We start from the raw sequence: 22,393 nt of genomic DNA, 5'->3' as shown, positions 1-22,393 counted from the left end.
CTTTAATCAGGTTTTTCCATACCAAATAATACCGATATATATATTAGCCTACTAATATTTTATTGTCTACTTTTTTCCTGGGATGTATGCCGCGCCTCCATAAAAATGATCAGCTTCGCCTCGCCACGCACTTGCTCGCCGTCAAGCTCCAGACTCAGGTCAATTTCGTCCAATCGGCTCAAACGGTTCAGCTTGGCCACTCCATCCAACCACTGCACACACTGGGGAAACGTCCCGCTGAAGCCCACCCGCAGGGGAACGCGCCCCGCCTCATCACTCGCGGTTGCCTTTTCGGCTTTGACCTCTCGCAGAACAACCCCGGTTTGCTGAGCTACCGTTTCCAGTTCGCAGCAAAACGTACTGACCTGGGGTTGGGCTGGTAACCGCTGCGCCAGTTTCGTCCGCTCTCCCATTAACTGATTATGCTCTCGCGCCAGTCTGGTCCCATCCAGTCGATATGGCTGGACTTTCTCGTAAGCAAATTGCAGCGCCTGGAGTTCTCCCTGCAGCCGGCGCGACGCATCCTGCAGCCACCAGAAACTACCGCTGACGAAAATAGCCATCACCGCCGCGACCACGCATCCCGGTTTACTCATTTTTCCCCTTCCCTTCGCCAGCTAAGCCGCACCAGAGCTCAAATTGTAGGCGACCTTCTGCAGTGCGACGGGCAGTGATTAATTCAACCGATGAGAAAACCCCCCGTACCTTCAGGCTTTGGACTAACTGTTCAAGGGAACGGTAAGCATCACAGTAGCCCTGGACCGTCAAGCCGCGGGTTGAACCATGGATTTGCTGGATGGTTACCGGTGACGGTATACCCGAACCTAATTGGCGGAGAACATTAACCTGAATACCTGGCTCCAGGGCAAGCTGACTTATCCTGGCCTGCTTAACTGAGGTTTCGACCATTAAACTTTCGAGGGCATTTACTTCCTCCAGCAAACCCTCAACCGATGCCACTCTCGCCTGCCAGGCAGCGCGTTCAATTTTCAACCGGTGGAACAATAATATCTGACGCCCACCAATCAGGATTAATAAGATCAATAAGCCCGCCACCATAATTAACCAAAGCCTTCTACTTAACCACCAGAGCTGCTGTTCAGTTTCCAGGCGTGCTGCCTTCAGAAAATTAATCTCCGCCACTCAACTCACACCCCTCAAGGCCAGCCCCAGCGCTACTCCATAAGTGGCTAACCAGGAAGAGCGCGATTCACCAATTTCCTCAGGAAAATTGACTCCTGGTACTTCCGGCCCATCCTCGACCACGGTAAAGTTATTAGCCAAAATTAGACGGATAGCCGGCAACCTGGTGCCTCCCCCAATCAACACCAGCGGTGGAACAGGGGTGCTGGTCAGCAGTCCCTGACAGAACTCCCAGGACCGGGCAACTTCGGCCACCATCGTAACATTTATCTTTTCATGACCGGGTGCGCTATTTACCAGTTCCTTAGTTCCCCACGGCAGGTTGCGGTGAAACCGCCAGCGGTCACCGGTAAAAAAACTGACCTGAGTGCCGCTCGCTCCTAGATTAAGCAAGGTCAAGCCCGTGTTCGGGTCTGGTTGGCATTGCCTAAAAACCCGGTATAAAGCCAGAGGCTCAACCTCTACAGCCTCCGCCATCAGTTCGGCTGCGGTTATGCTTTGCACCAGACTATCCAGGACCGGCCGTCTGGTGGCCACCAGGAGAAACTCATCTTTAGCTCCAGTTTCATTTTGCACATGACCAAGATAAGTAAAATCGATTACCGCTTCGGCCAGAGGAATCGGTAGATTGACTTCTGCGTAGTGTTTGAGAGCGCGGCGAGTTTCTCGTCTCGACATTGGCGGGAGAATTGGATGCCGGAGCAAGATCTGCTGTCCAGGAATGGCTACCACTACCCGGCGTTCTGTCACACCGAGTTTATTAACCATTTCCCGAATCGCTGCCGCCATTACCGACACTTGTTGGATAACTCCTCCGCTAATCGCTCCGGCTGGTGTAGGTCTTATTCCGTACAAATCAACCGTCCAGCCTCTTTTCTCTCGCCTTAATTGCACCAGCTTGATCTGGCAGCTACCAAGATCAAGCCCTACCCGATATTTCTTGCCCCACCACTTCATAGTATCCACCTCACATTTACTGTACGGTTTCTCTCCAGGACGCTACCGTACCACCGTAGTTGGTGAATTTGACGACTTCACCGACCGGTGGCAGCACGGCAGATGCGAAATTAAGCTTTATCGCCCCGATACCCGTATCCGAAGTTCGCGTTGTCAATTCCAGGTTTGGGGCCACCACTGCTCCATTGATCTCAATCACCGCTCCCTCCGGGGCCTCCAGGTGAACTTCCGTTAACGAATACAGCAGTGCCTCCAGGCTGACCTGACCACCAGGAGGACAACTTAACCGGGTTTCTCCGCCGGCCACCAGACCGGCCGGTCCGCCATTTTCTACGGTCAGATTGAGACCACCAGTCGCCACGATCACGACCCCGGCGGGAAGGAAACCCGACACGTCGGCACTCCCTTCGACAAAGACATGGTGTCCTGGCCTCAGTTCACGCCCGTTGAGCATAACCGAACCGGGAATATAGACCCAGGAAAGGTCAGCGTTGACCTGGGCCATCAGCCGTAAATCATCCAAACGCAGTTCCGGAAAATAGTACCCCGACCGCACCATCCCGGAGTTAATGGTGATTAGTTCCGGCAGCTGTGAACTTAAAGGACAAGGGGCATGGAGGTGGCCATTAATCGTGATCGACGTTGGAGTATGACTGTCCACCACCCAGTTATCCCGGGCAAAAGCCGCAAAATCAAAGGGAGGACGAATCTCCGCCTTGATCGTCCTTATTCCTGGGGAACACCGTCCAGTCGCGATCACCTCGATCAATCCCCGGTTATTGGGGAAAAACACTTTCGCTTCCGTTTGTCCCAGCCAGTCGCCGGCGCTCACTGATTCATTCCAGGTGTAATCGGGCGTCTGGCTGGCGTTGTCGGCATTAAGCAGGGAGGGTTGCTGATTAATCGCCAGTCGCACCCGCTCTAAACCGGCTTCCGCCAGGTATAGACAGACGGTCTGATTTTGGTAATTTATGGCAATCCTTTCCTCCATCTGCGCGATAAATAGCAGCGTCGATCCGACGATAAACACCAGCGATAAAACAAAAAGGGCTATAACCAAAACGTATCCACCTTCACTGGTTACCACCCTACCGCTCAAGTTCCCCATCAAGTTGCCCTCACACCTTTGACTCTTTCTCAAGGCACGGCTTGAGCGCGCACCATTGTCTGTGTTGATAGCCTGTTTTCCCATGGCCCAACCTTCACGGTTACCTGGATCTGCACCAGCCCCCCGTCAATCAGCTGAAATTTGAGTTCTTCCACCGATTCCGTCACCGGGTGAGCGGTCTCCGGATAAGGAGAACTTTCTCGCCGATAAAAGCGGCGGTACAGGGTGTGGTTGGTCAAGATAAACTCAATCTTATTTCCATCTGGGTTAATTAACACCAACCGATTACTCTCAACCAGCACCAGTTTTGTGGCCGCCCGAATTTCGCTGCTCAATCGTTCCACGGCCAGACGCGCCGCATACTGCGCCTCGGCCTGACTGGCGCCGGTCCACCAGGTACGGGCGACACTGCTAAATAGACCCGCGATACCCGTGGAGAGTATAACGATAATACTCAACGTGGCGAGAACCTCAAGCAAGGTGTAACCGTACTGATGCCACTGCTTATATTTAATCCGCCTCATGGTCGAGCCAGATAGTTCATCACCGTCACCTGCCGCGGTCGTTCTTTTTCTTGCCAGGTAACAGTCACGATCACTTTAAAAAGTCCAGGTTCATCAGCCTTCGGAGAAATCTCCACCTCGACGGAAAAACCGACGGGAACCACCACCGGCAGGTTTAATTCCGCCACCGAATCATACACGCCAGGAATCAGGCGATTAGGATTATGCTTTAACCCATCAACAATACCCTGGGCAACATTAGTCGCTACCGTAATGTTTTTCGCGCTGGTATAGCTGCGCCACATCGGACCGAACAACCCTAACACCATGGTGAAACTGATGGCGATCAGCAGTAAGGCGGCCAGAATCTCGAGTAAAATCAGCCCCTGTTGACTGCTGAAAATCAGAAAAAGAGCGTTTCTCACCGCCAATCCGTTCCTCCTTTCATGGAATAATATCTCCATTCCAGGATTCCTGCTTCGTCAACCGGGTGCTCGTAGACCGGCTTTTTCCGTTCCGCCGCATTGCCGAAACTATTGACTATTGGGTAGCATGGTTGCAGGACACTTTGCCATTAGTAATTGAGTAGGTAGCCGTGCTTTTCACCGGGCAGGAGGGTACCTCCTCGATGTAAGGGCCGGCCCATCCCGGTGCGCTGCTGCTTTTCAGTTCAGTCAAGGAGGAAGGGTAACTCCCCACATCCAGGTAATAGCGATCCACCTCGGCCTGCAGCATTTTGACGTTGGCCGAACAGCCCTTTGCTTTGGACTCCTCAACCCCTTTGAACACCTTGGGCAGCATCAAACCACTGAGCATGGTCAGCACCACCACGACCGCCAATATCTCCACCAAGGTGAACCCTGATATGCTTTTAACTAATGTTCTCACCTCACTCATCACACCACCCCCCTCCTATTGGATCAACTCCAGGGCCTCAAACATCGGCCAGAACATGCTTATCGCCACAAACCCCACCACCACCGAAAGGAGCAGAATCAAGCCTGGTTCAACCAGCCCAATCATGCTTTCAAGCCAGTACTCGGCCTCCCCTTCGTAGTAAGCCGCCAGCAGGGAGAACATCTCCTCCAGTGACCCGCTCTCTTCCCCAACTGCAGCCAGCTGTGCCACCATTGGGGGAAAAATCACCGATTCACTCAAGGGTTGACGCAAATCTTCTCCCGCCGCAATCCGCTCCTCCAGGCGCCTGATTTCCCGGGCAACGGCCCGATTACCAACGCTTTCCGCCACCACCCGCAAGCCAACTGAAAGGCCGACCCCCGCCCCAATCAACAGGTGGAGCAGCTGACAGAACCTGGCGACCAGCAGCTGACGGTTCACCCAGCCGATCAGTGGGAACCGCAACCAGATCTGATCCCACCAAAGTTGAAAGGGAGGACATATCTTGCGGAGCAGACCCGCGAATAAACCAGTCGTCAAACCAACCCCGCCAATTATAGCCAGATAAGTCCGAGTTAAATCCCCCAGTCGCATCAGCAACCGGGTTGGCCAGGGTAATGTCGCGCCAACGGAATGAAACACGCTGGCAAAATTGGGTATAACTACCGTCAGGAGAAAAATCACAACCAATATGGCAAACAGGCTAAGCAGCCCGGGATAAATTGTGGCCGTCAACAGCTTCTGTTTAACTCTCAAGCTGCGCTCCAGGTAGCGAGCCACTTGCGCAAACACCTGGTCCACTCGCCCCGTTACTTCACCGGCCCGCACCATCTGGGCCAGGAAACTGGGGAAAACCGCCGGATAACCGGCCAGAGCCTCACTCAGTTCCGCTCCGTCGTGAACCCGCTGGCGGATCTCGATGACGATCCGCCGCAGATGACGATGCACGGTCTGTTTTTCTACGGTGGCCAGGGCCGAAAGAAGCGGGACACCCGCCTGCAGCAGGGTGCTCAACTGTCTACACAGCACTGCCACGTCCCGACCGGAAACCAGTGGAGACCAATGCCATGACCCCGATTGCCTTGCGAAAAATGCTTTCAAGGGACTAATTGGGATTTCCACCAGGTCGGTGACTACGTAGCCACTTTCCAGTAACCGCCGCAACGTCTTCAGGCGGTCGTCGGCCTCTACACAACCCCGGATAAGCTGACCCGACTGGTCACGCAAGCAGTAGCGGAAACGAGGTGTCATGTACTTTGCATCCCCCGGACGGTTTTAATTACTTCCGCCAGCGAAGTTAGTCCCAACTCCGCCTTACAAAGTCCATCCTCCCAGAGCGTAGTCATCCCCGCCGCAATAGCCGCCTGATTAATCTGGTCCTCACTGGCCTTGCGGATTACCAGATCCTGCAGATCGCGGTTCATCACCAGCACTTCCTGAATAGCTAACCTTCCACGGTAACCCGTACCCTGACAGTAGGGACAACCCTGGCCCAGATAAAAAGTGCCGTCGGCATTCAGGTTATATTTCTCGATGATCCCGGACGAGATTTCCTGTCGTTCCCGACATTCGCCACAAATTGTTCGCACCAGGCGTTGATTAACTACACCGCGCATCGCTGAAGCGATGAGAAAAGGCTCAATCCCCATTTCCAGGAGCCGGACCACCGCTCCCGGCGCGCTGTTGGCGTGTAAAGTACTGAGCACCAGGTGCCCGGTCAAAGCCGCTTCCACCGCTAGGTCAGCAGTTTCCCGGTCCCGAATCTCACCGACCATGATCACGTCCGGGTCCTGTCGCAGGATCGACCGCAGGCCATTGGCAAAAGAAAACCCCGCCTTTTGATTAACCTGCGCTTGATTGATCCCGGGCAGGGTGTATTCAACCGGGTCCTCAATCGTCACGATATTCTTTTCTGTCGAACTAAGGTGGTTCAAGATCGCATACAACGTGGTTGTCTTTCCGCTCCCGGTCGGGCCAGTCAATAAAATAATGCCGTGCGGTCGGTTGATTAGTTCAAGAAATCGTTGAAAATTATTCGGCAAAAACGACAATTCGCCGATTTTCAGCAATCCTAAACTCTTATCCAGAATGCGCAGGACTACTTTCTCCCCAAAAATAGTCGGTAGAGTCGAAACCCGGCAGTCAATAACCCGGCCGTCAATACTATGCCGCAGGCGCCCATCCTGCGGCAGCCTTTTTTCAGCAATGTCCAGATTCGCCATGATCTTCAGCCGCGAAACCACCGCCGCCTGGTGCTGCTTGGGCAAAGTCAGAAGTTCAAACAAAATACCGTCTGTACGATAACGCACCCGAATATCGGCCTCCTGGGGTTCAACATGGAGGTCACTCGCTCGCCGGTTCACGGCCTGCCCGATGATCCAGTTGACCAACCGGACGACTGGCGCTTCCTGAACCAGTTCCAACAGGCGCACTGCCGGGATATCTTCATCGCCACTAGAAGGAACAGTTTTCACGTCGGCCAGCAGTTCAGAAAAAGTATCAGCTGGGCCATAATGCTGCTCAATCGCCGCGATGATTTCACTCTCCATCGCCAGGACGGGAGTAATTTCCAACCCAGTACACAGCCGTACGTCCTCAATAGCCATCACATTCATCGGTTCGACCATCGCCAGGGTCAGACGCGAACCCACTCGCTCGATCGGCAGCACCAGATAGCGCTCAGCCAGGTGCCGGGGAATCAGTCGGGGTACATTGGGATCAATTTCACTATTAGGCAATTTTATCTGGGAAATACCCAGGTAGTGCTCAAGGGTATTCAGTAAGTCGCTTTCTTTCAGGTAACCCAGCTGAACTAATAGCCGGCCCAGTTGTTGACCTGTATTTTTTTGTACCCGCAGAGCTTCTTTCAGTTGACCTTCCGTGATCAGGCCCGTCTCACATAGGACCTGCCCCAGTAACTTCTTGCTCAGTTCGTTCATCTTTATCACCAAAGTGATTCTATATTCGCGTAATATATTGTAAATTCCTGCCATACCCTGTTAAAATTTTGTAAATTTGACAAAAAAGCCTTGCCACAAGGGGTAAGGCTCGCTTTAAGCCAAGTTTGATTTATTTTTTCGTGCCCGTGCCGTAGAACAGAACGGTTATATCAGCGGTCAGTGGTTGGGCCTCCGTTGGTTTCACGCCCAGACTGGTTTTGCTTTGGGCTTTGGCCGCGCTTCCCTGTTTCGGCACCTCCGGTTGAATGCTGAAGGTGCGAATACCCATCAGGTTAGGCAAGCCTTCCATCGTCCGTAAAAAACCTACGATCTGGCTGTACGTCCCGGCGACGACAACGCGCACGGGAAGCTCTAGATACTCCTGCTTATCCACACTGGCCAGAGGCTGGTAAACCTGGAGTCTGACCCCGTTTTGCCGGGCACAGCCCTCCAACCGGAGCAAAACCTTCCCCGCCTCCAGTTTGTTAGGGAAATTTACCACCAGCGCCTGCAGCTTCCGGTGGGCTGCTTGATTCTGCGTTTCGTATAAGGGCAGGTCAGCCGCCATTTTCTCCGCCTGAGCCAGCTGGGCCTGCTGGGCAGCCAGGGTCTGGCGAGTCGAAAAAAACTTGTTCACCGCACCACCCAGCCAGAAGCAGTAAACCAAAGCCCCCGCCGCTACTACCAGCAGGAGGCCAAGCAATATTTTTTCCCGTTTGGCCAATTTGAATCTGGTCACGGCCGTCCAGCCCCCCTCCCATTCGGCGGAATTGAACCAGCCGCCGTTTTAGCCTGATCAGCCGTTAAATTAGCTACCCGGGAGCAAACAATCTCAAAGTAGACTACCTGACGTTGGTCCAAGGTTTCTTCCTGCGCTATTTTCAAAGCCGCTTCATTCACCAGCGGCCCGGTCGACAAGCTCAGCAGATACTCGCCGACAGAAGTAAACGAGGCCGCGTACCCCTTTATCTCAAGCACCCCTTTATCATTCAGGGCAATTTCAGTCAACCAAATCTCCCGGGGCATCTTGGTTTTGACCTCAGTGAGGACCTTCGGCCAAACCTGACGGTTGTCCATCAACTTTTGAAAAAAGGTCACTTTTTCTTCTGTCTGCACCCGGTCCTTTTCCAGGGCCTCGATCTTCGCCAGCGTCGGCGCCAGGGCCTGCAGCCTGGCATTGACAGCGTTTAACTGAGCAGTCTGGTCCAGGACTTGCCTTCCCGCCCAAACACAAAAGCCGCCCGCCCCGACCAGGAAAATAAGCACCACGGTGACCAGCAGGAACCGCCGGAGCGACCGCCGCCAATCGTACTCGTAAACGCCGCGCAGCCGTTCCGGTAATAGGTTAATGCGGGGCATCATCCGATCACCTCACGCAGCCCCAAACCGAGCGCAACCGCGGTGGCTGGAGCGATCTTCTGGGCCTCTTTGCGCTGTCGGATCGGCAGATCATCGTCGTATGACAGCAAGGGATTTCCCACTTTAACTGGCAGTCCCAATTCCCTTTCTAAGTACGTATCCAGACCAGTCAGACTGGCTGTTCCGCCGCATAAAATGATCTTTTGCACCCCTTCATCCCGGGCTTGCACCCGGTAATAGTCCAGGGAACGCCGCACCTCGTAGGCAAGGTCAGACAGGGTATTTTCAATGGCTACGCGAATTTGGGTTGACAGCACCGCCTCATCCCCGGCTAACCCGGTGGGCTGGGCCACTCGCCCTGACCGCTTCTCATTTTCTGCCCGGGTGAAGTCCCAGCCAAATGTCTGCATCAGGTTTTCGGTGATGGTGTTCCCTCCCCAGGACAACACACGGCTGAACTGAAGCTGTTTGTTGCGGCAGATCACCAGATTCGTAATGGTCGCTCCCAGGTCCAGGCAGGCCAGACAAAAGATGTCCGGGGTCGCCTCTGGGCTGCTGAACTTACCCATACCGCCAACAGACCGCCAGAGCGCCAGGGGCTCAATTTCAAGCGCTACCGGTCGGAGCCCTGCCCCGAGCAAAACCTGGCAGTAGGTCTCCACCACCGCCCGGGCCACCGCCACCAGCATGATCTGTTTCTGCCGCACCCCTTCGGCCAAAACTTCACCCAGCTCCAGGTAATCAAGAATCAGCTCATTTATCGGTACCGGGATGTATTTCTCCGCCTCGAAGCGCAAGGCCGTCTGCAATTCCTTCGTCGGCATCACCGGCACCTTGATCAGCCGGGTGATAACGTTTTTCCCCCCGATTGATCCGACCACCCGCTTGGTTTTAATTCCCGCCGTAACCAGCAGGTGACGCAAATGTTCAGCGAGTTCCCGCGGCTGCACGATCTGGCCATCAAGAATCGCCCCCCCTGGTGTCGGCGCCACCTCAACCTTGAGCAGGCGAGGCCATCGACGACCTTTCTTGATCTCGACGATTTTAATCTGACTGCTCCCGATGTCCAAACCTAGAATTGAGCTTTGTCCAAAAAACATCCTGCTGGTCCTCCAGTTGCTACGTAGTTAATCCCCGGCTGTTCAAATTGATCAATATTTTTGGTCAGCAGATATCAGAATTCAGAAGATTTTAGAATAAGGAAAGATACCAGCGAACAACCCCCTGCCCCCATAACATGGCGATAAATGTCCCCACCGCCAGAAATGGCCCGAAAGGGATCAGGTCTTTTCTCGACTTTATTTTCGTGACCAGCAGCAAAATTCCTGCCAGACCACCCACCACGAACGCCAAAAATACCGCCAGGATCGCCTGGGGCCAGCCCAGCCACGCCCCGATCATCGCCGCCAGCTTGATGTCTCCCCCACCCATACCGCCCCGGCTGACCACCGCGACAAGCAGGAGGCTGCCTCCCGCCACGAGCAAGCCTACCAGGGCAGACCGCCAGCCAACGCCCGGGGTCAAAGCGCTGAAAGCAAAGCCCACCATCAGTCCCGAAATAGTCAGCTTATCTGGCAACAAGCAGTGCTCAAGATCGATCATCGTCAGCACAAGCAAAAACGAAGCCAGGACAAGCTGCTCCAGCAGGGACCAGGTTAATCCCTGGCGGGCAAATAAAAGCAAAAAAATAAGGCCGGTCAACAACTCTACCGCCGGGTAACGCCACGAAACCGGTTCTCCACAATAATGGCACCGGCCGCGCAGCCACAGCCAGCTGATAACTGGTACCAGTTCCCACGGTTTCAGCCTGGTCTGGCAGTAGGGGCAGTGGGAGGGCGGGAACACGATAGACTCCCCCCGCGGGAGGCGGTAGATGCAGACATTGAGAAAACTGCCGATGATCAGGCCGAGGAGGAAGATGAAGATATAGTTGAGATAATTTGGATAGTCAAGCCAATTGGGCATAGTAACGCTCCTGGTAGCAGTTATGTTATTATAAATTAACTCCTTCTTAAAAAGAATGGTTTAAAGCAGGGCTTGTACCCTGCTTTGTTTGAATCTGATTGGTTTAGCAATTAACTATTATTTATTCATTAACCGCTAAAAATTTAGTCTAGAAACTTAGAACATGGTCTCCCTTTGTTACGCCCTTATTATGCATAACATACCAGTCATCCTCGCGTTCACTGGCAGTACTACACAAACCATCCGGGCCGTAACTATAAACTATATATTGCTTTCTATTGGTATCCGCTACATATTGGTAATCATGACCCCACGGATCTACAAGCGCAGTTCCAGATGCACCTTTCAGATATGTTCCATTCAGTTCTGACCAAATGCTACCAGTTGCTGGGTATTTGCTGTTGGGTTGAGCAGCCTGATACCGCTCCAGCGCATCGGCGATCATCTTCAGGTCAGCCTGGACCCGGCTCTCCTTCGCCTTGTCCGTGGCGTTCACAAACTGGGGCACGGCGATAGCCGCTAAAATCCCGATGATCACCGCCACGATCATCAGTTCCACCAGGGTGAAGCCCTTTTCCTCCCGGCAGCGGGCAAAAATATTGGCCAATTTCCGAATCATCATTGCACCCCCTTTCCTCCTAAAATTTACTGGTGTTGATAATTCCAAATTGGCCGGTTGCACCACTGGCTCCTCTCCACCCCAGGTGCCCAGGTGATGGGTGAAGTTTCCTCGCCGCCAATTTTTCCTTTTTTCAAATCCCCTCAGATTCAACTTTCCCAATCCAGCCTCATTAATTTTATGATTGATACTTATTGATATTCTAATATACTTTAATAATTAATACGCAAATAAAATTAATATGCTGTGTATGTATGTATATGTGTAATGTATGTATATGTGTATAAGTATATAATTAATGCTCTGTAATTTTAATTAATCATAAATTTCCGACTTTGTAAAGTACTTTTTGCCAAAATCACCCGCATTTTATCCTGTTTCTTGCGACAGTCGCCGGTTACTTCACCGCACCGATCAGGTTGAACATCGGCAGCAGGAGCGAAATGATCATGAAGCCGATGATCCCACCGAGGCCGACAATCAGCAGCGGCTCGATCATCGAGGCCAGCCGGCTGGCCAGGGCATCAACCTCGCGGTCGTAAAAATCACTGATCCGCTCCAGGAGGGCATCAAGTTCGCCGCTTTCTTCCCCCACCTTGATCATCTGGATTGCCAGCGGAGGAAAAACCCAGCAACTGGCCAGCGGTTCGGCGATGCCAAAACCGTCGCGCACGTTCTCCTGGGCGGCCTGGATGGCCCGGTCCACCGTTTTATTACCGGTAGTCCGCCTGACCACCTCCAGGGCCGGCAGGATGGGCACACCGCTGCGCAGGAGGGTGCCCAGGGTCCGGGTAAACCGGGAAACCAGGAGCTTCTGCTGCAGTTGCCCCAGCACCGGCAGACGCAGAATCAATTCATCCCACCGGGCCTGGCCGCGCTGACTGCGGCTGTACCGGTACCCCGCCAACACCACGCCCGCAATTAAACCGAGTAGGGGTAGCCAGTATTGCTGCACCAAACGGCTGAAGCCCAAAACCAGTCTGGTGGGCAGCGGTAACGCTGTGCCCAGCCCAGTCAGCATGGTGGCAAAAGTAGGCAAAACAAAGCCGGTCATAAAACCGATCGCCAGGAGCGCTACCACCAGCACAATCGCGGGATAAGTCATCGCCGATTTAACCTTCTCGTTCAAGTCGTACTCCTTTTCGTAATGGCTGGCCAGCCGCTCCAGCACACTGTCCAGGACGCCCCCAACCTCACCCGCTTCCACCATATGCACAAACAGCGGCGGGAAGACCCGGGGAAATTTGCCCAGCGATTCCGCCAGGGTTCGGCCGGCTTCCAGTTCATGGATCACCCCGCGGACCGTTTCCCGCAGGGTGCTGTTCGGTAACTGCTGGGCCTGGAGCTGCAGGCCGGTCAACAGCGGGACGCCCGTGTTGAGCAGGGTAGCCAGCTGACGGCAGAACAAAGCCAGCTCCTTTGTCTTGACCCGGGGTTGCAGGTATTGCTTGAAATCAATTTCCCGGATATCGATCTCCCACAGGCGCCGCGGCTTTTCCCGGATGTCCACGATGAAATAATCGCTGGCCAGCAAGCGCTCGACGACATCCTGCCAGCTCGGTGCTTCAAAGCTCCCGGTAAACGGCTGGCCGGCGCGGTCGCGCACCTTGTAGACGTATTGCGGGGCCACTGTTCACCACGCTCCTTGCTCAGAATGGCGGCCGGGGTGAAAGCAGACTCGTCAAGGCATCAAGATTATTGGTCCGCAGCATCGCTTCCTCGCGCGTCACCAGGCCGCTCTGCACCAAATTGCGCAGCGCCTGTTCCATTGTCTGCATCCCCAATTTTCCGCCGGTCTGCAGGCTGGAAATGATCTGGTGGGTCTTCCCTTCCCGAATCAAGTTTCTGATGGCCGGGGTCACCAGCATGATTTCCAGCGCGGCCACCCGTCCCCGGCCATCCGCCCGGGGCAATAGTTGCTGGGCCACCACCCCCTGCAGCGTGGCCGCCAGTTGGACCCGGATCTGCTGCTGCTGGTTGGGCGGAAAAACATCGATGATCCGGTCAATCGTCTGCGCCGCATCCACCGTATGCAGGGTCGCCAGGACCAAATGTCCCGTCTCTGCTGCCGTTATCGCCGTCGCGATCGTTTCCAGGTCGCGCATCTCGCCGACCAGGATCACGTCGGGGTCCTGACGCAACGCCGCCCGCAGTCCCTGAGCGAACGACGGGGTATCCAGCCCGATTTCCCGCTGGTTGATAACGCACTTTTTGTGCCGGTGCAGATACTCAATCGGGTCTTCCAGAGTGATAATATGCCCGCTACGTTCGGTGTTGATCTGCTCTATCATCGCCGCCAGGGTGGTTGATTTGCCGCTGCCCGTCGGACCGGTGACCAGCACCAGGCCCTTGGGCCTCCTGGTCAACGTCTTTAACACCTCGGGCAGACCCAGTTCTGCTAAAGTCGGAACCCGGTACGGAATCAGCCGAATGGCCAGCCCGGTACAGCCCCGCTGTTTGTACACATTCACCCGAAACCGCCCCCGCTGGGGCAGGGAATAGGAAAAATCCACCTGGCCATCCTGGTTGAACTTTTCCCGCAGTTTGGGCGTAAACAACTGGTTCGCCAGCTCGGCCGTGTGTTCCGGTGTTAACGCCTCACTCTCAATAGGCGTGAGGTGCCCATCAATGCGCAGCACCGGCGGCACACCCACCGTCAGGTGCAGGTCGGAAGCGTTTTGGGCAATGACCATCTCTAATAAGTGCTGAATCAACATCTTGCCCTCCTCAGTTGAACTCGCCACTGGCCACCCGAATCACTTCCTGCAAAGTAGTTAGCCCATCCATCGCCTTCTTAAAGCCATCATCCCAGAGTGTGACCATCCCGCGGCTCACCGCTGCCTCCCGAATGGTCTCGGTTGGGGCTTTCTCGATAATCAGTTGCCGCTCGCGGCTACCCAGGACCAGCACCTCGTGAATCGCCATCCGTCCCCGGTAGCCCGTCTGGTTGCAGTACCCACACCCACGACCGCGGTACAAAGTCACTGGCTTATCGGTGGGTAAATTGACGAAGACTCGTTCCGGGGCATCCGGCGGCAGTTCGTAAGGGGTCCGGCATTGAGGACAGATCATCCGCACCAGCCGCTGAGCAACCACCCCGGTCAAGGAAGAAGCTACCAGGAACGGCTCAATTCCCATATCCAACAGGCGGGTAACGGCGCCGGCCACATCGTTCGTGTGCAAGGTGCTGAAAACCAGGTGGCCGGTGGTCGCCGCCCGCACGGCGATCTCCGCCGTTTCGCTGTCCCGAATCTCCCCCACCATGATCACATCGGGGTCCTGCCGCAAGATCGACCGCAGACCCGCGGCAAAATCCAGACCAACTTTTGGGAGAACCTGGATCTGGTTAATTCCCGGCAGGATGTACTCAACCGGGTCCTCAATGGTGATGATATTTTTCTCAGGACTGTTGATTTCACTTAGGGCCGCGTATAAGGTCGTAGTCTTCCCGCTGCCGGTCGGACCGGTGAGCAGGATCATCCCATACGATTGTTTGATCAGGCGGTTAAATTTTTGTAAATTACTTTGCTCGAATCCCAGCTGATTGAGTTTCAACAGCAGGTTGCTCTTGTCCAGGATGCGGATCGCGATCTTCTCACCAAATACAGTCGGGATCGAGGAAACCCGCAGGTCCACCGTCCGATTCCCCACCCTGACCTGAATGCGGCCGTCCTGCGGGAGCCGCTTTTCGGAAATGTCCATCCTGGCCATGATCTTGAGGCGGGAAATTAATGACGCATGAGTCTGCCGGGGTAGGTCCATCACATCGCGCAGGACACCATCGCTCCGGTAACGCACGCGCACTTTTCCCTCATGGGCTTCAAGATGAATATCGCTGACCTTTTCGCTAATGGCCTGCTGAATAATGGTGTTGACCGCCCGCACGATCGGGGCTTCGTCATCTAACCCCTCGGCGCTGTTGAGGGCGTACACTTCCACTGGCCGGGCGTCTTCTGCGGCGACAAAATTTTTCAGTACCCGGCCCACGTCATCACCCAGGCCAAAATACCGCTTGATGGCCGCGTCTACCTCTTCCTCCGTGGCAATCACCGGCTCGATCTCACAGCCAGTCGCCAGACGCAGGTCATCAATGGCCACCACGTTTAAGGGATCAACCATGGCGACCGTCAGGCGGTTCTGGTTTTTCTTCAGGGCGATGACCTTGTGCCGGCGGACAAGCTGTTCCGGCAGGCTGGTCACCAGCTGTGGGTCAAGGTGATAGCGGTGCAAGGCCACCTGGGGTATGCCCAGCTGGAATTCCAGGACCTCATTGATCTGCTGTTCAGTCACATATCCCAGTTTGACCAGCACTTTTCCCAGCCGCTCTCCCGTCTGCTGCTGGACCTGGAGGGCTTCCTCCAGTTCTTCTGGCTTGATCAAACCGGCTTCTTTCAGGATCTCTCCGAGCAGTTTCCGCCTCAAGAGTCTATCACCCCGAATTTCTTTACGTAAATAATAATTCTTCTCCCTTTAATCGCCTTTTCCTGCTGAGCTTTATGAAATTATCCAACAACCGAACAAACCCGCGTCAGGGCCGCCATCAAGGCGGCTTCTGGCAGACCCCCCACCACTTCCACCCGTCCCAAATGATGCGGTAAAACAAAGCGGATCTGGCCGCTGGCGATTTTTTTGTCGTGTTCCAGAGCGCGGCGGAGGACAGCCGGTTCAAGCTCAGGTACAGCGGTGGGCAATCCAGTCCTTCTCAATAAGCCAATCAACCGCGTGGTCTCTTTGCTACTCCACCGGCCCAGGTCCTCTGCCAGGTAGGCCGCCGCCGCCATGCCCACGGCGACAGCTTCGCCGTGCCGATATTTCTGATAGCCCGTGACTGTTTCGACGGCGTGGCCGACGGTGTGGCCAAAGTTCAAGATCGCCCGCAAGCCATGTTCACGTTCATCCCGTTCCACCACTTGCGCCTTGATGGCACACGAACGCCGGACAACCTCCAATAATTCAGCAGGACGTTTGTTCAGGATCGCGGGTAAATGGTCCTCTAAAAAAATAAAAAAGTCTTCGTCCCAGATCACCCCGTATTTGATTACTTCGGCCAGCCCCGCCTGCAACTCACGCGGCGGCAGGGTATTCAGAGTATTTAGGTCAGCAACCACCAGCCGGGGTTGATAAAAAGCGCCGATCAGGTTTTTCCCCCGTTGATGGTTGATCGCCACCTTTCCTCCTACACTGCTGTCTACCTGGGCCAGTAAGGTGGTCGGGACCTGCACAAAGTTGACGCCCCGCTGATAGGTGGCCGCGATGAAGCCGGCCAGATCGCCAACCACTCCGCCGCCCAAGGCCACCACCACCGAGTCCCGGGCAAACTGCGCCTCCACCAGCCGGTCATACAGAGAACCAGCGACCGTCAGACTTTTAGCTTCTTCCCCGTCTGGTACCAGGACGGTCACCACCTGGAATCCCGCCTGCGCCAGGCTGTCCACCACCGGTTGGCCGTACAGTTCCGCCACGGTGGGGTTACTGACCACCAGGATCTGCCGGCCGGTGACCAGGGGTTGGAGAAATTTTCCCAGGTCACCGAGCAGGCCCTGTCCGAGCAAAATCTCGTAACTGGAAGGCCCCAGGTTAAGGGGTAGACTGATCATTCTGTCCACCACCTTGTCTGAGATAGTCGATGATCTGTTGGACCAATTCCTCCACACTGGCGTGGGTAGTGTCAAGGTAGTAGTCGGCCACCTGGTAAAGGCCGTTCCGCTCCCGCAAGAGCTCTTCGATCCGTTTCAATGACTTGTCTTTTTTCAGTAGTGGACGGTTATTCCGCCGTTTAACCCGCTCGTGAATCACTGCCGGGTCGGCAGTCAGACAGATCACCACCCCGGCTGACCGCAGCAGTTCGACATTCTCCCGCCGCAGGACAACTCCACCCCCGGCAGCAATCACGCAGTTGGTCTCCTCCACCACCTTGCGGATCACCAAAGCCTCTTCCGAACGGAAGCGGGTTTCCCCGTATTTGGCAAAAACCTGCGCCACCGTTAACCCGGTGGCTTTTTCCACCTCTTTATCCGTATCAATAAACTTCTTACCCAGTTCCTTCGCCAGGCGCCGTCCTACGGCGGTCTTTCCCGTTCCCATAAAACCGATCAGAACGATATTGTCATTCATGCGTCACACCTGCCTCAGATAGTCACGGTATTTTCCCCAGCTTTCTGCAAGCTCAGCCAGGGTATCATGGGAAAATTTTTCCACCACGGCTTGCGCGATTTCCCAGGCTACCACCGCTTCCCCAACCACACTGGCTGCCGGCACGGCACAAACGTCCGACCGTTCGAAGGCCGCCTCCTGCGGCTCTTTTGTGACCAGGTCCACGCTGCGCAGCGGCTTAACCAGGGTCGGAATCGGCTTCATGGCTGCCCGGAGCACCACCGGTTCCCCGTTGGTCATCCCTCCCTCGAGCCCGCCGGCTCGATTCGTTTCGCGGTAGAAGCCACGCTCCGGCGAGTAAAAAATCTCGTCATGAACAGCCGAACCGTGAAGTTGGGCCGCCCGAAACCCCAGGCCGACTTCCACCCCTTTTACACCGGGAATGCTCATGAGGGCCCCAGCCAGCCTCCCGTCCAAGCGCCGGTCCCAGTGCACATGGCTGCCCAAACCCATCGGCAAGCCAAACACCACCACTTCAAACAAACCGCCTACGGTGTCCCCCGCCGCTTTAGCGGCGTCGATCTCCACCATCATCCGCTGGCTGGCCTCGGCATCGGGACAGTAAACCGGTGACAGCCGCGCCTGTTTGATCAGTGTCGGGGTATATTCGCTCACCGCATAATCAACCCCGCCTATGCGGACAACCCAACCCGCAACAGCAATCTCCAGCGTCGCCAACAGCTGACGGGCAACACTGCCTACCGCGACCCGGGCCGCAGTTTCCCGCGCACTGGCCCTTTCCAGGATATTCCGGATATCAGCCTGCCGGTACTTTACCGCTCCGCTCAAATCAGCATGACCAGGTCGGGGCCGACTGACCACCCGCTCTTCCAACCGGGCACCGGTTTCAGGAGCCATGATCTCGGCCCAGTTCGGCCAGTCTCGATTAGTGATCAACAAAGTAATCGGGCTGCCCAGGGTCCGCCCCCCGCGTACTCCAGACAAGATCTGCACCTGGTCCTGCTCAATGCACATCCGCCCACCACGGCCGTATCCCCCCTGACGGCGGGTTAACTGCTCGTTGATTTCTGCCGTAGATATAGGCAGACCAGCTGGCATTCCTTCAATGATGGCTGTTAAGCATGGGCCGTGGGACTCGCCAGCGGTTAAGAAACGCAACACTGACTTCACCCTTTCTATACACTAGTCGTTATGTTCCTTCCACGTCATCAGCAGTTTTCCCTTCCTGGACAGATAAATTCCTCTCTCCTCGCCGTTTAAATCTGCTTAGGGAGGAGTATCAGACAGGCGCACGCGACCGATCACTGGCGCGACCACCACGTACCGATATTGATTGTATTTGTTCTTCAGGGCGATCGTCCCGCCTACATTGGGAGTGCCTAAGGGATTGAAGATCAAGGTGAGCCGACCGAATTGATCTTTAGGCAGGGAAATATATGCGTATTCAATACCAGCATCCAGGGGAACATCGCGCAGCGTCGGCTGAAAAAGACGATACTTGTTGCCAAAGACAAAGAATTCGATTTGATGCGCTGTTCCTTCGGCGATCGCCGCCTGTCGTTCATGACGCAACTGCCAGACTAAAGCTTCCGCGCTCTTCTGTAGCTGATAGTCAGCCAAGCCATGAACAAACCTGGGGGCGACTAAAAGAAAAATTAAACTGCTGATCAAGAGCACAGCAGTTACTTCAATAAAGGTATAGCCCATTTCAGTTGACCTGGTCGGGCCAAGCATGTACATCTCCTCGTTTCACTAGCGTTCAGTAAACTCTGGTTCTGCTCCCTTTCTGGCCTGAAACTTATCCCGCAGGAATTCAAGCAGGCTCTTACTCTGCTCCACGGCCAGGCGCTCTTCGATCGCCGTCTTTTCGTTCCGTAGCAACTCCAGCTGACGGGCCAGGTGGCGGCTCTCTTCCCGGGCAGCCTGCAGTTCCTGCATGATTGCCGAAAACATGAAGAAAATCGTGGTCTTCAGATTATTTTCTACCCCCAGGGCACTAGCTAAAGACCGGTCAAGCTCCAGCCGCCGCTTTGCCCCCTTGATCGTGTATTGCTCGGTTTGTAGCAACTCTTTAATCTGGGTCAATATCTCTAAATGTTGCTGGTTGTAGCGACGCCGCTTTCCCTTGGTATTTATATGCAGATATTCGGCAAACTCCTTCTCCCAAAACCGCAGGGTGCTCGGCTCAACCTGCAGGATTTGACTCATTTGCTGAATCGTTAAGGTTTCTGTCTTCTTTTCAACCGGTTTAATCGTTCTTCTAACCCGCGCATTGCTACCACTCTGACCGTCTGCTTTCCCAGTCGACTGCTCGCTCATATCTGCTCACTCCCCACAAATATAAAGCCTCAATTCTACTTCCACCCGGGGAGGAGAATTCCTTCCCATCTGCTGGATTTTTTTCCAACAAATTCATTCATGTTCCGACGGAATTCACTTCTTTCCCCGCCGCTAGCCAAGGTGTTCGAGGACAGCAGCACGCATCACCTCGACGGGAGCTGGCTGACCAAGCCACAGTTCAAAGGCCGCTGCTCCCTGGTAAACCAGCATCCCCCAGCCCGGCAAAACCCGGCACCCGCGCTGTTGGGCTGCCTTGATTAACGAGGTTTCCCGCGGTCGGTAGACAAGGTCACAAACCAGTAGTCCCTGGTGTAACAGTTCCGGTGGTACCAGTGGCGGCACGTCGGCGTGGGGATGCATCCCGACTGCAGAGGCATGTACCAGAATCTGCGCCTGCTCCAAGACCGGTTTTAGTTTTACCGGCGACAGTTCGACTATTTCCACGGAAACTCCTGAATTGTCCTGGATATCTTGCGCTACCCTGGCCGCTCGTTCTATGGTGCGATTCGCGATGTAGATCAACCTGGCCCCGCTGCGTCCCAAAGCGACACCAACCCCGCGGGCCGCTCCGCCCGCTCCCACCAAGACAATAGTTTTCTTTTGGGGAGAAAGGCCAGTTTCCTCCTGCATTGAGCGAATAAACCCGAGGCCATCGGTATTGTGTCCCACCAGTCGCCCGCGCTGATGATGGATGGTGTTCACAGCCCCGGCGGCCTGAGCATCCTCGGTCACCTCATCCAGATAATCCATGACCTTTTCTTTGTGGGGAATAGTCACATTGGCCCCCAGCATCCCGAGCGCCCGAATGGCTTCCACGGCTGCAGCTAAATTGGCCGGCTGGACAGAAAAAGGCAAATAGACGCAGTCTAAACCCAAATGCGTAAAAGCACGGTTGTGCATCACTGCCGACAGGGAATGTTCAACCGGATAGCCGAGCAGACCAAGCAGCCGGGTATTGGCGGTTAGCGATAGCAATTCCTGGTTTCTCTCCTTTCCAAAATAACGTACCATCAAAATTTATTCAACCTTTGTCCCTGATAATTCCAATGTAGCAAAAAATCAGACCTTTGCAATCACCTAAACTTATTTTCATTACTGGTTGTGCCTTGCTGGCATGGATGGTTTTTCAGGAAATGGCGGATTATTAAACCTTCAATCACGCGCATAAGCCTGGTCCCAATAAATTCACGTCGACTGATCGGGGCCACCAGAATCGTCAACAGACCAAGTCGGTTTCCGCCCAGCACATCGGTAAAGATCTGGTCCCCGATCACCGCCGTCTCGTCCGGACTCGTCCCGAGAATCACCATTGCCTGACGAAAGGCCCGACGGCGGGGCTTCGTCGCCTTGAAGATGTAGGGGATATCCAGCACCTGGGCCACCCTGGCTACCCGTTTCTCTTTATTATTAGAAACCAGACACACGCAAAACCCCCTGGTTTTTAAACGGGAAAACCAGGCCAGAACCTCCGGGCTAAGTCGGTCGTCTTGCCACTCGGTGATCGTATTATCGAGATCAATAATCAGGGCGCGAATCCCCTTCTTTTCTAGAGCATCCAGGGCTATCTCCGAGACAGAATTGACAAACATGTGCGGCTTAAGCAGCTGGTGCAAACCGAATCCCTCCTGTGGGACACGTTGTTTATTTATTGTATCTTATTCTACTGCGGTTTATTTAACAAAGCGTATGAGAATGTACGATCTCCAATAGTTACTTGCACCGCCTGATCATCGCTTAGAGCATGGACCGGGCAGATGTCAACGCAAACACTGCATTTGCTGTGGTCGCAAAGCTTCGGCCCGTTATATAATGGATCAGGTTCTAATTCCGCCTCCGTTAATATTGGCACCCAGCGGACCCGGGGACCAGCCTCTGGGGTCAGGGCGAGGCCGTTCCAACCAAACTCCGCTAGGCCGGCACAGACAGCAGCATGGCGATTCGACATTTCGCCCATCATCAGGTACTCGTCGCGCGGAATGCTGGAGGGTAAGAGGTAGGCTTTGACCTTAGCTTTTCTCTCAAGGTGCTGAGCAATCTTCATGGCCGCGAAATCAAGTCTCTCATTAAGCTTGTTGTAACCAAAAATCATGTAGGTAAAAATCCCGTGTCTAAGCCCCTCGTACGCTCGGTGGTTCGATTCAATCGCGCCTTCTGGAATACGTATCCCCAGCACAATCACCGATTTAGCCTCTGGCAGCAAGTCATTGGGGCGGCGGCCTTCGGGAGCGTTAGCCCAGCGGTCGACGGAGCCAACCCCAAAATAATCCATCTCGTTGGCAAAAGCGATTTCCCGCAGCTCACTCTTCAGGTTCATGGTTAGTTCCTGGTTCAAAAAACTTAACTGTTTTTAATCCAGTTAAGCGGCCTCCCCATGACCAGGCTTTACACCTCCGTTTGAAATATTTCCTGGGGTGACAGGGAGACCTCGGCCCCGGGAGTCCCACCCGGA

General features: G+C 54.6%; 25 protein-coding genes and 1 riboswitch. All 25 genes read right to left on the bottom strand.

Features of this window, described 5'->3' with window-relative positions:
* Nucleotides 1–59: 59 nt before the first annotated feature.
* Nucleotides 60–596, bottom strand: a complete 537-nt coding sequence (pilO, locus tag HPY81_01830; protein ID NPV26201.1) for a type 4a pilus biogenesis protein PilO — start codon at nt 594–596, stop codon at nt 60–62.
* Nucleotides 589–1,143 carry a hypothetical protein gene (locus tag HPY81_01825; protein NPV26200.1) on the bottom strand — a complete coding sequence of 185 codons (555 nt, stop codon included), beginning with the start codon at nt 1,141–1,143 and terminating at the stop codon, nt 589–591. Before HPY81_01825 ends, pilO (HPY81_01830) begins: the two co-directional genes overlap by 8 nt.
* Nucleotides 1,144–2,109, bottom strand: a complete 966-nt coding sequence (gene pilM / locus HPY81_01820) for a pilus assembly protein PilM (GenBank protein NPV26199.1) — start codon at nt 2,107–2,109, stop codon at nt 1,144–1,146.
* A gap of 7 nt (nt 2,110–2,116) precedes the next feature.
* Entirely contained in the window at nt 2,117–3,208 is a 1,092-nt protein-coding gene (locus HPY81_01815) for a hypothetical protein (GenBank protein NPV26198.1), read from the bottom strand.
* Nucleotides 3,209–3,237: 29 nt separating this feature from the next.
* Nucleotides 3,238–3,732 (bottom strand): prepilin-type N-terminal cleavage/methylation domain-containing protein, encoded by a 495-nt coding sequence (locus HPY81_01810; GenBank protein ID NPV26197.1) that lies wholly within the window; start codon nt 3,730–3,732, stop codon nt 3,238–3,240.
* On the bottom strand, nt 3,729–4,142 hold the full coding sequence (locus tag HPY81_01805; protein ID NPV26196.1) for a hypothetical protein: 414 nt from the start codon (nt 4,140–4,142) through the stop codon (nt 3,729–3,731). The genes HPY81_01810 and HPY81_01805 overlap by 4 nt, the downstream gene beginning before the upstream one ends.
* A 109-nt stretch (nt 4,143–4,251) precedes the next feature.
* Complete coding sequence (locus tag HPY81_01800; protein NPV26195.1) at nt 4,252–4,608, bottom strand: prepilin-type N-terminal cleavage/methylation domain-containing protein; 357 nt, start codon at nt 4,606–4,608, stop codon at nt 4,252–4,254.
* 15 nt (nt 4,609–4,623) lie between these two features.
* A complete protein-coding gene (locus HPY81_01795) occupies nt 4,624–5,859 on the bottom strand; it encodes a type II secretion system F family protein (protein ID NPV26194.1) in 1,236 nt (411 codons plus the stop codon).
* Nucleotides 5,856–7,547: a type II/IV secretion system protein gene (locus tag HPY81_01790; protein NPV26193.1), complete on the bottom strand. Its 1,692-nt coding sequence runs from the start codon at nt 7,545–7,547 to the stop codon at nt 5,856–5,858. The genes HPY81_01795 and HPY81_01790 overlap by 4 nt, the downstream gene beginning before the upstream one ends.
* 130 nt (nt 7,548–7,677) lie before the next feature.
* Nucleotides 7,678–8,286 (bottom strand): type 4a pilus biogenesis protein PilO, encoded by a 609-nt coding sequence (gene pilO, locus HPY81_01785; protein NPV26192.1) that lies wholly within the window; start codon nt 8,284–8,286, stop codon nt 7,678–7,680.
* Nucleotides 8,283–8,909, bottom strand: coding sequence for a hypothetical protein (locus tag HPY81_01780; GenBank protein ID NPV26191.1), 627 nt, complete (start codon nt 8,907–8,909; stop codon nt 8,283–8,285). The genes pilO (HPY81_01785) and HPY81_01780 overlap by 4 nt, the downstream gene beginning before the upstream one ends.
* Nucleotides 8,906–10,006, bottom strand: a complete 1,101-nt coding sequence (pilM, locus tag HPY81_01775; protein NPV26190.1) for a type IV pilus assembly protein PilM — start codon at nt 10,004–10,006, stop codon at nt 8,906–8,908. The genes HPY81_01780 and pilM (HPY81_01775) overlap by 4 nt, the downstream gene beginning before the upstream one ends.
* Nucleotides 10,007–10,097: 91 nt before the next feature.
* On the bottom strand, nt 10,098–10,871 hold the full coding sequence (locus tag HPY81_01770; protein ID NPV26189.1) for a prepilin peptidase: 774 nt from the start codon (nt 10,869–10,871) through the stop codon (nt 10,098–10,100).
* 148 nt (nt 10,872–11,019) lie between these two features.
* Nucleotides 11,020–11,490: a prepilin-type N-terminal cleavage/methylation domain-containing protein gene (locus HPY81_01765; GenBank protein ID NPV26188.1), complete on the bottom strand. Its 471-nt coding sequence runs from the start codon at nt 11,488–11,490 to the stop codon at nt 11,020–11,022.
* Between the two features lie 42 nt (nt 11,491–11,532).
* Nucleotides 11,533–11,618, bottom strand: a riboswitch (cyclic di-GMP riboswitch).
* Nucleotides 11,619–11,887: 269 nt separating this feature from the next.
* On the bottom strand, nt 11,888–13,120 hold the full coding sequence (locus HPY81_01760; GenBank protein ID NPV26187.1) for a type II secretion system F family protein: 1,233 nt from the start codon (nt 13,118–13,120) through the stop codon (nt 11,888–11,890).
* Nucleotides 13,121–13,139: 19 nt separating this feature from the next.
* Entirely contained in the window at nt 13,140–14,207 is a 1,068-nt protein-coding gene (locus HPY81_01755; GenBank protein ID NPV26186.1) for a type IV pilus twitching motility protein PilT, read from the bottom strand.
* A 10-nt stretch (nt 14,208–14,217) separates the two neighbouring features.
* Nucleotides 14,218–15,930 carry a type II secretion system ATPase GspE gene (gene gspE, locus HPY81_01750; GenBank protein NPV26185.1) on the bottom strand — a complete coding sequence of 571 codons (1,713 nt, stop codon included), beginning with the start codon at nt 15,928–15,930 and terminating at the stop codon, nt 14,218–14,220.
* A 62-nt stretch (nt 15,931–15,992) separates the two neighbouring features.
* Nucleotides 15,993–17,087, bottom strand: coding sequence for a 3-dehydroquinate synthase (locus HPY81_01745; protein ID NPV26184.1), 1,095 nt, complete (start codon nt 17,085–17,087; stop codon nt 15,993–15,995).
* The gene (locus tag HPY81_01740) at nt 17,068–17,604 is read right to left on the bottom strand and encodes a shikimate kinase (protein NPV26183.1); all 537 of its coding nucleotides are present in this window, start codon (nt 17,602–17,604) and stop codon (nt 17,068–17,070) included. Before HPY81_01740 ends, HPY81_01745 begins: the two co-directional genes overlap by 20 nt.
* 3 nt (nt 17,605–17,607) lie before the next feature.
* Nucleotides 17,608–18,765 carry a chorismate synthase gene (gene aroC / locus HPY81_01735; GenBank protein NPV26182.1) on the bottom strand — a complete coding sequence of 386 codons (1,158 nt, stop codon included), beginning with the start codon at nt 18,763–18,765 and terminating at the stop codon, nt 17,608–17,610.
* Between the two features lie 105 nt (nt 18,766–18,870).
* Nucleotides 18,871–19,338: a type II transport protein gene (locus HPY81_01730; protein NPV26181.1), complete on the bottom strand. Its 468-nt coding sequence runs from the start codon at nt 19,336–19,338 to the stop codon at nt 18,871–18,873.
* Between the two features lie 18 nt (nt 19,339–19,356).
* A complete protein-coding gene (locus tag HPY81_01725; protein NPV26180.1) occupies nt 19,357–19,923 on the bottom strand; it encodes a MerR family transcriptional regulator in 567 nt (188 codons plus the stop codon).
* 132 nt (nt 19,924–20,055) lie between these two features.
* Nucleotides 20,056–20,955, bottom strand: coding sequence for a shikimate dehydrogenase (locus HPY81_01720; protein NPV26179.1), 900 nt, complete (start codon nt 20,953–20,955; stop codon nt 20,056–20,058).
* 62 nt (nt 20,956–21,017) lie between these two features.
* Nucleotides 21,018–21,557, bottom strand: coding sequence for a YqeG family HAD IIIA-type phosphatase (locus HPY81_01715; protein ID NPV26178.1), 540 nt, complete (start codon nt 21,555–21,557; stop codon nt 21,018–21,020).
* 47 nt (nt 21,558–21,604) lie between these two features.
* On the bottom strand, nt 21,605–22,276 hold the full coding sequence (locus HPY81_01710) for an epoxyqueuosine reductase (protein ID NPV26177.1): 672 nt from the start codon (nt 22,274–22,276) through the stop codon (nt 21,605–21,607).
* Between the last annotated feature and the right edge of the window lie 117 nt (nt 22,277–22,393).

The organism is Bacillota bacterium (assembly GCA_013178045.1).
Taxonomy (GTDB): domain Bacteria; phylum Bacillota; class Ch66; order Ch66; family Ch66; genus Ch66.
The sequence above is the reverse complement of the archived record's forward strand: the minus strand, read 5'-3'. Positions and strand labels throughout refer to the sequence as shown.

Coding starts and splice junctions, on each gene's coding strand:
- pilO (NPV26201.1), bottom strand. CDS start 596: ATGAGTAAACCGGGATGCGTGGTCGCGGCGGTGATGGCTATTTTCGTC.
- HPY81_01815 (NPV26198.1), bottom strand. CDS start 3,208: ATGGGGAACTTGAGCGGTAGGGTGGTAACCAGTGAAGGTGGATACGTT.
- HPY81_01810 (NPV26197.1), bottom strand. CDS start 3,732: ATGAGGCGGATTAAATATAAGCAGTGGCATCAGTACGGTTACACCTTG.
- HPY81_01800 (NPV26195.1), bottom strand. CDS start 4,608: ATGAGTGAGGTGAGAACATTAGTTAAAAGCATATCAGGGTTCACCTTG.
- HPY81_01795 (NPV26194.1), bottom strand. CDS start 5,859: ATGACACCTCGTTTCCGCTACTGCTTGCGTGACCAGTCGGGTCAGCTT.
- HPY81_01790 (NPV26193.1), bottom strand. CDS start 7,547: ATGAACGAACTGAGCAAGAAGTTACTGGGGCAGGTCCTATGTGAGACG.
- HPY81_01780 (NPV26191.1), bottom strand. CDS start 8,909: ATGATGCCCCGCATTAACCTATTACCGGAACGGCTGCGCGGCGTTTAC.
- pilM (NPV26190.1), bottom strand. CDS start 10,006: ATGTTTTTTGGACAAAGCTCAATTCTAGGTTTGGACATCGGGAGCAGT.
- HPY81_01770 (NPV26189.1), bottom strand. CDS start 10,871: ATGCCCAATTGGCTTGACTATCCAAATTATCTCAACTATATCTTCATC.
- HPY81_01765 (NPV26188.1), bottom strand. CDS start 11,490: ATGATTCGGAAATTGGCCAATATTTTTGCCCGCTGCCGGGAGGAAAAG.
- HPY81_01755 (NPV26186.1), bottom strand. CDS start 14,207: ATGTTGATTCAGCACTTATTAGAGATGGTCATTGCCCAAAACGCTTCC.
- HPY81_01745 (NPV26184.1), bottom strand. CDS start 17,087: ATGATCAGTCTACCCCTTAACCTGGGGCCTTCCAGTTACGAGATTTTG.
- HPY81_01740 (NPV26183.1), bottom strand. CDS start 17,604: ATGAATGACAATATCGTTCTGATCGGTTTTATGGGAACGGGAAAGACC.
- HPY81_01730 (NPV26181.1), bottom strand. CDS start 19,338: ATGCTTGGCCCGACCAGGTCAACTGAAATGGGCTATACCTTTATTGAA.
- HPY81_01725 (NPV26180.1), bottom strand. CDS start 19,923: ATGAGCGAGCAGTCGACTGGGAAAGCAGACGGTCAGAGTGGTAGCAAT.
- HPY81_01720 (NPV26179.1), bottom strand. CDS start 20,955: ATGGTACGTTATTTTGGAAAGGAGAGAAACCAGGAATTGCTATCGCTA.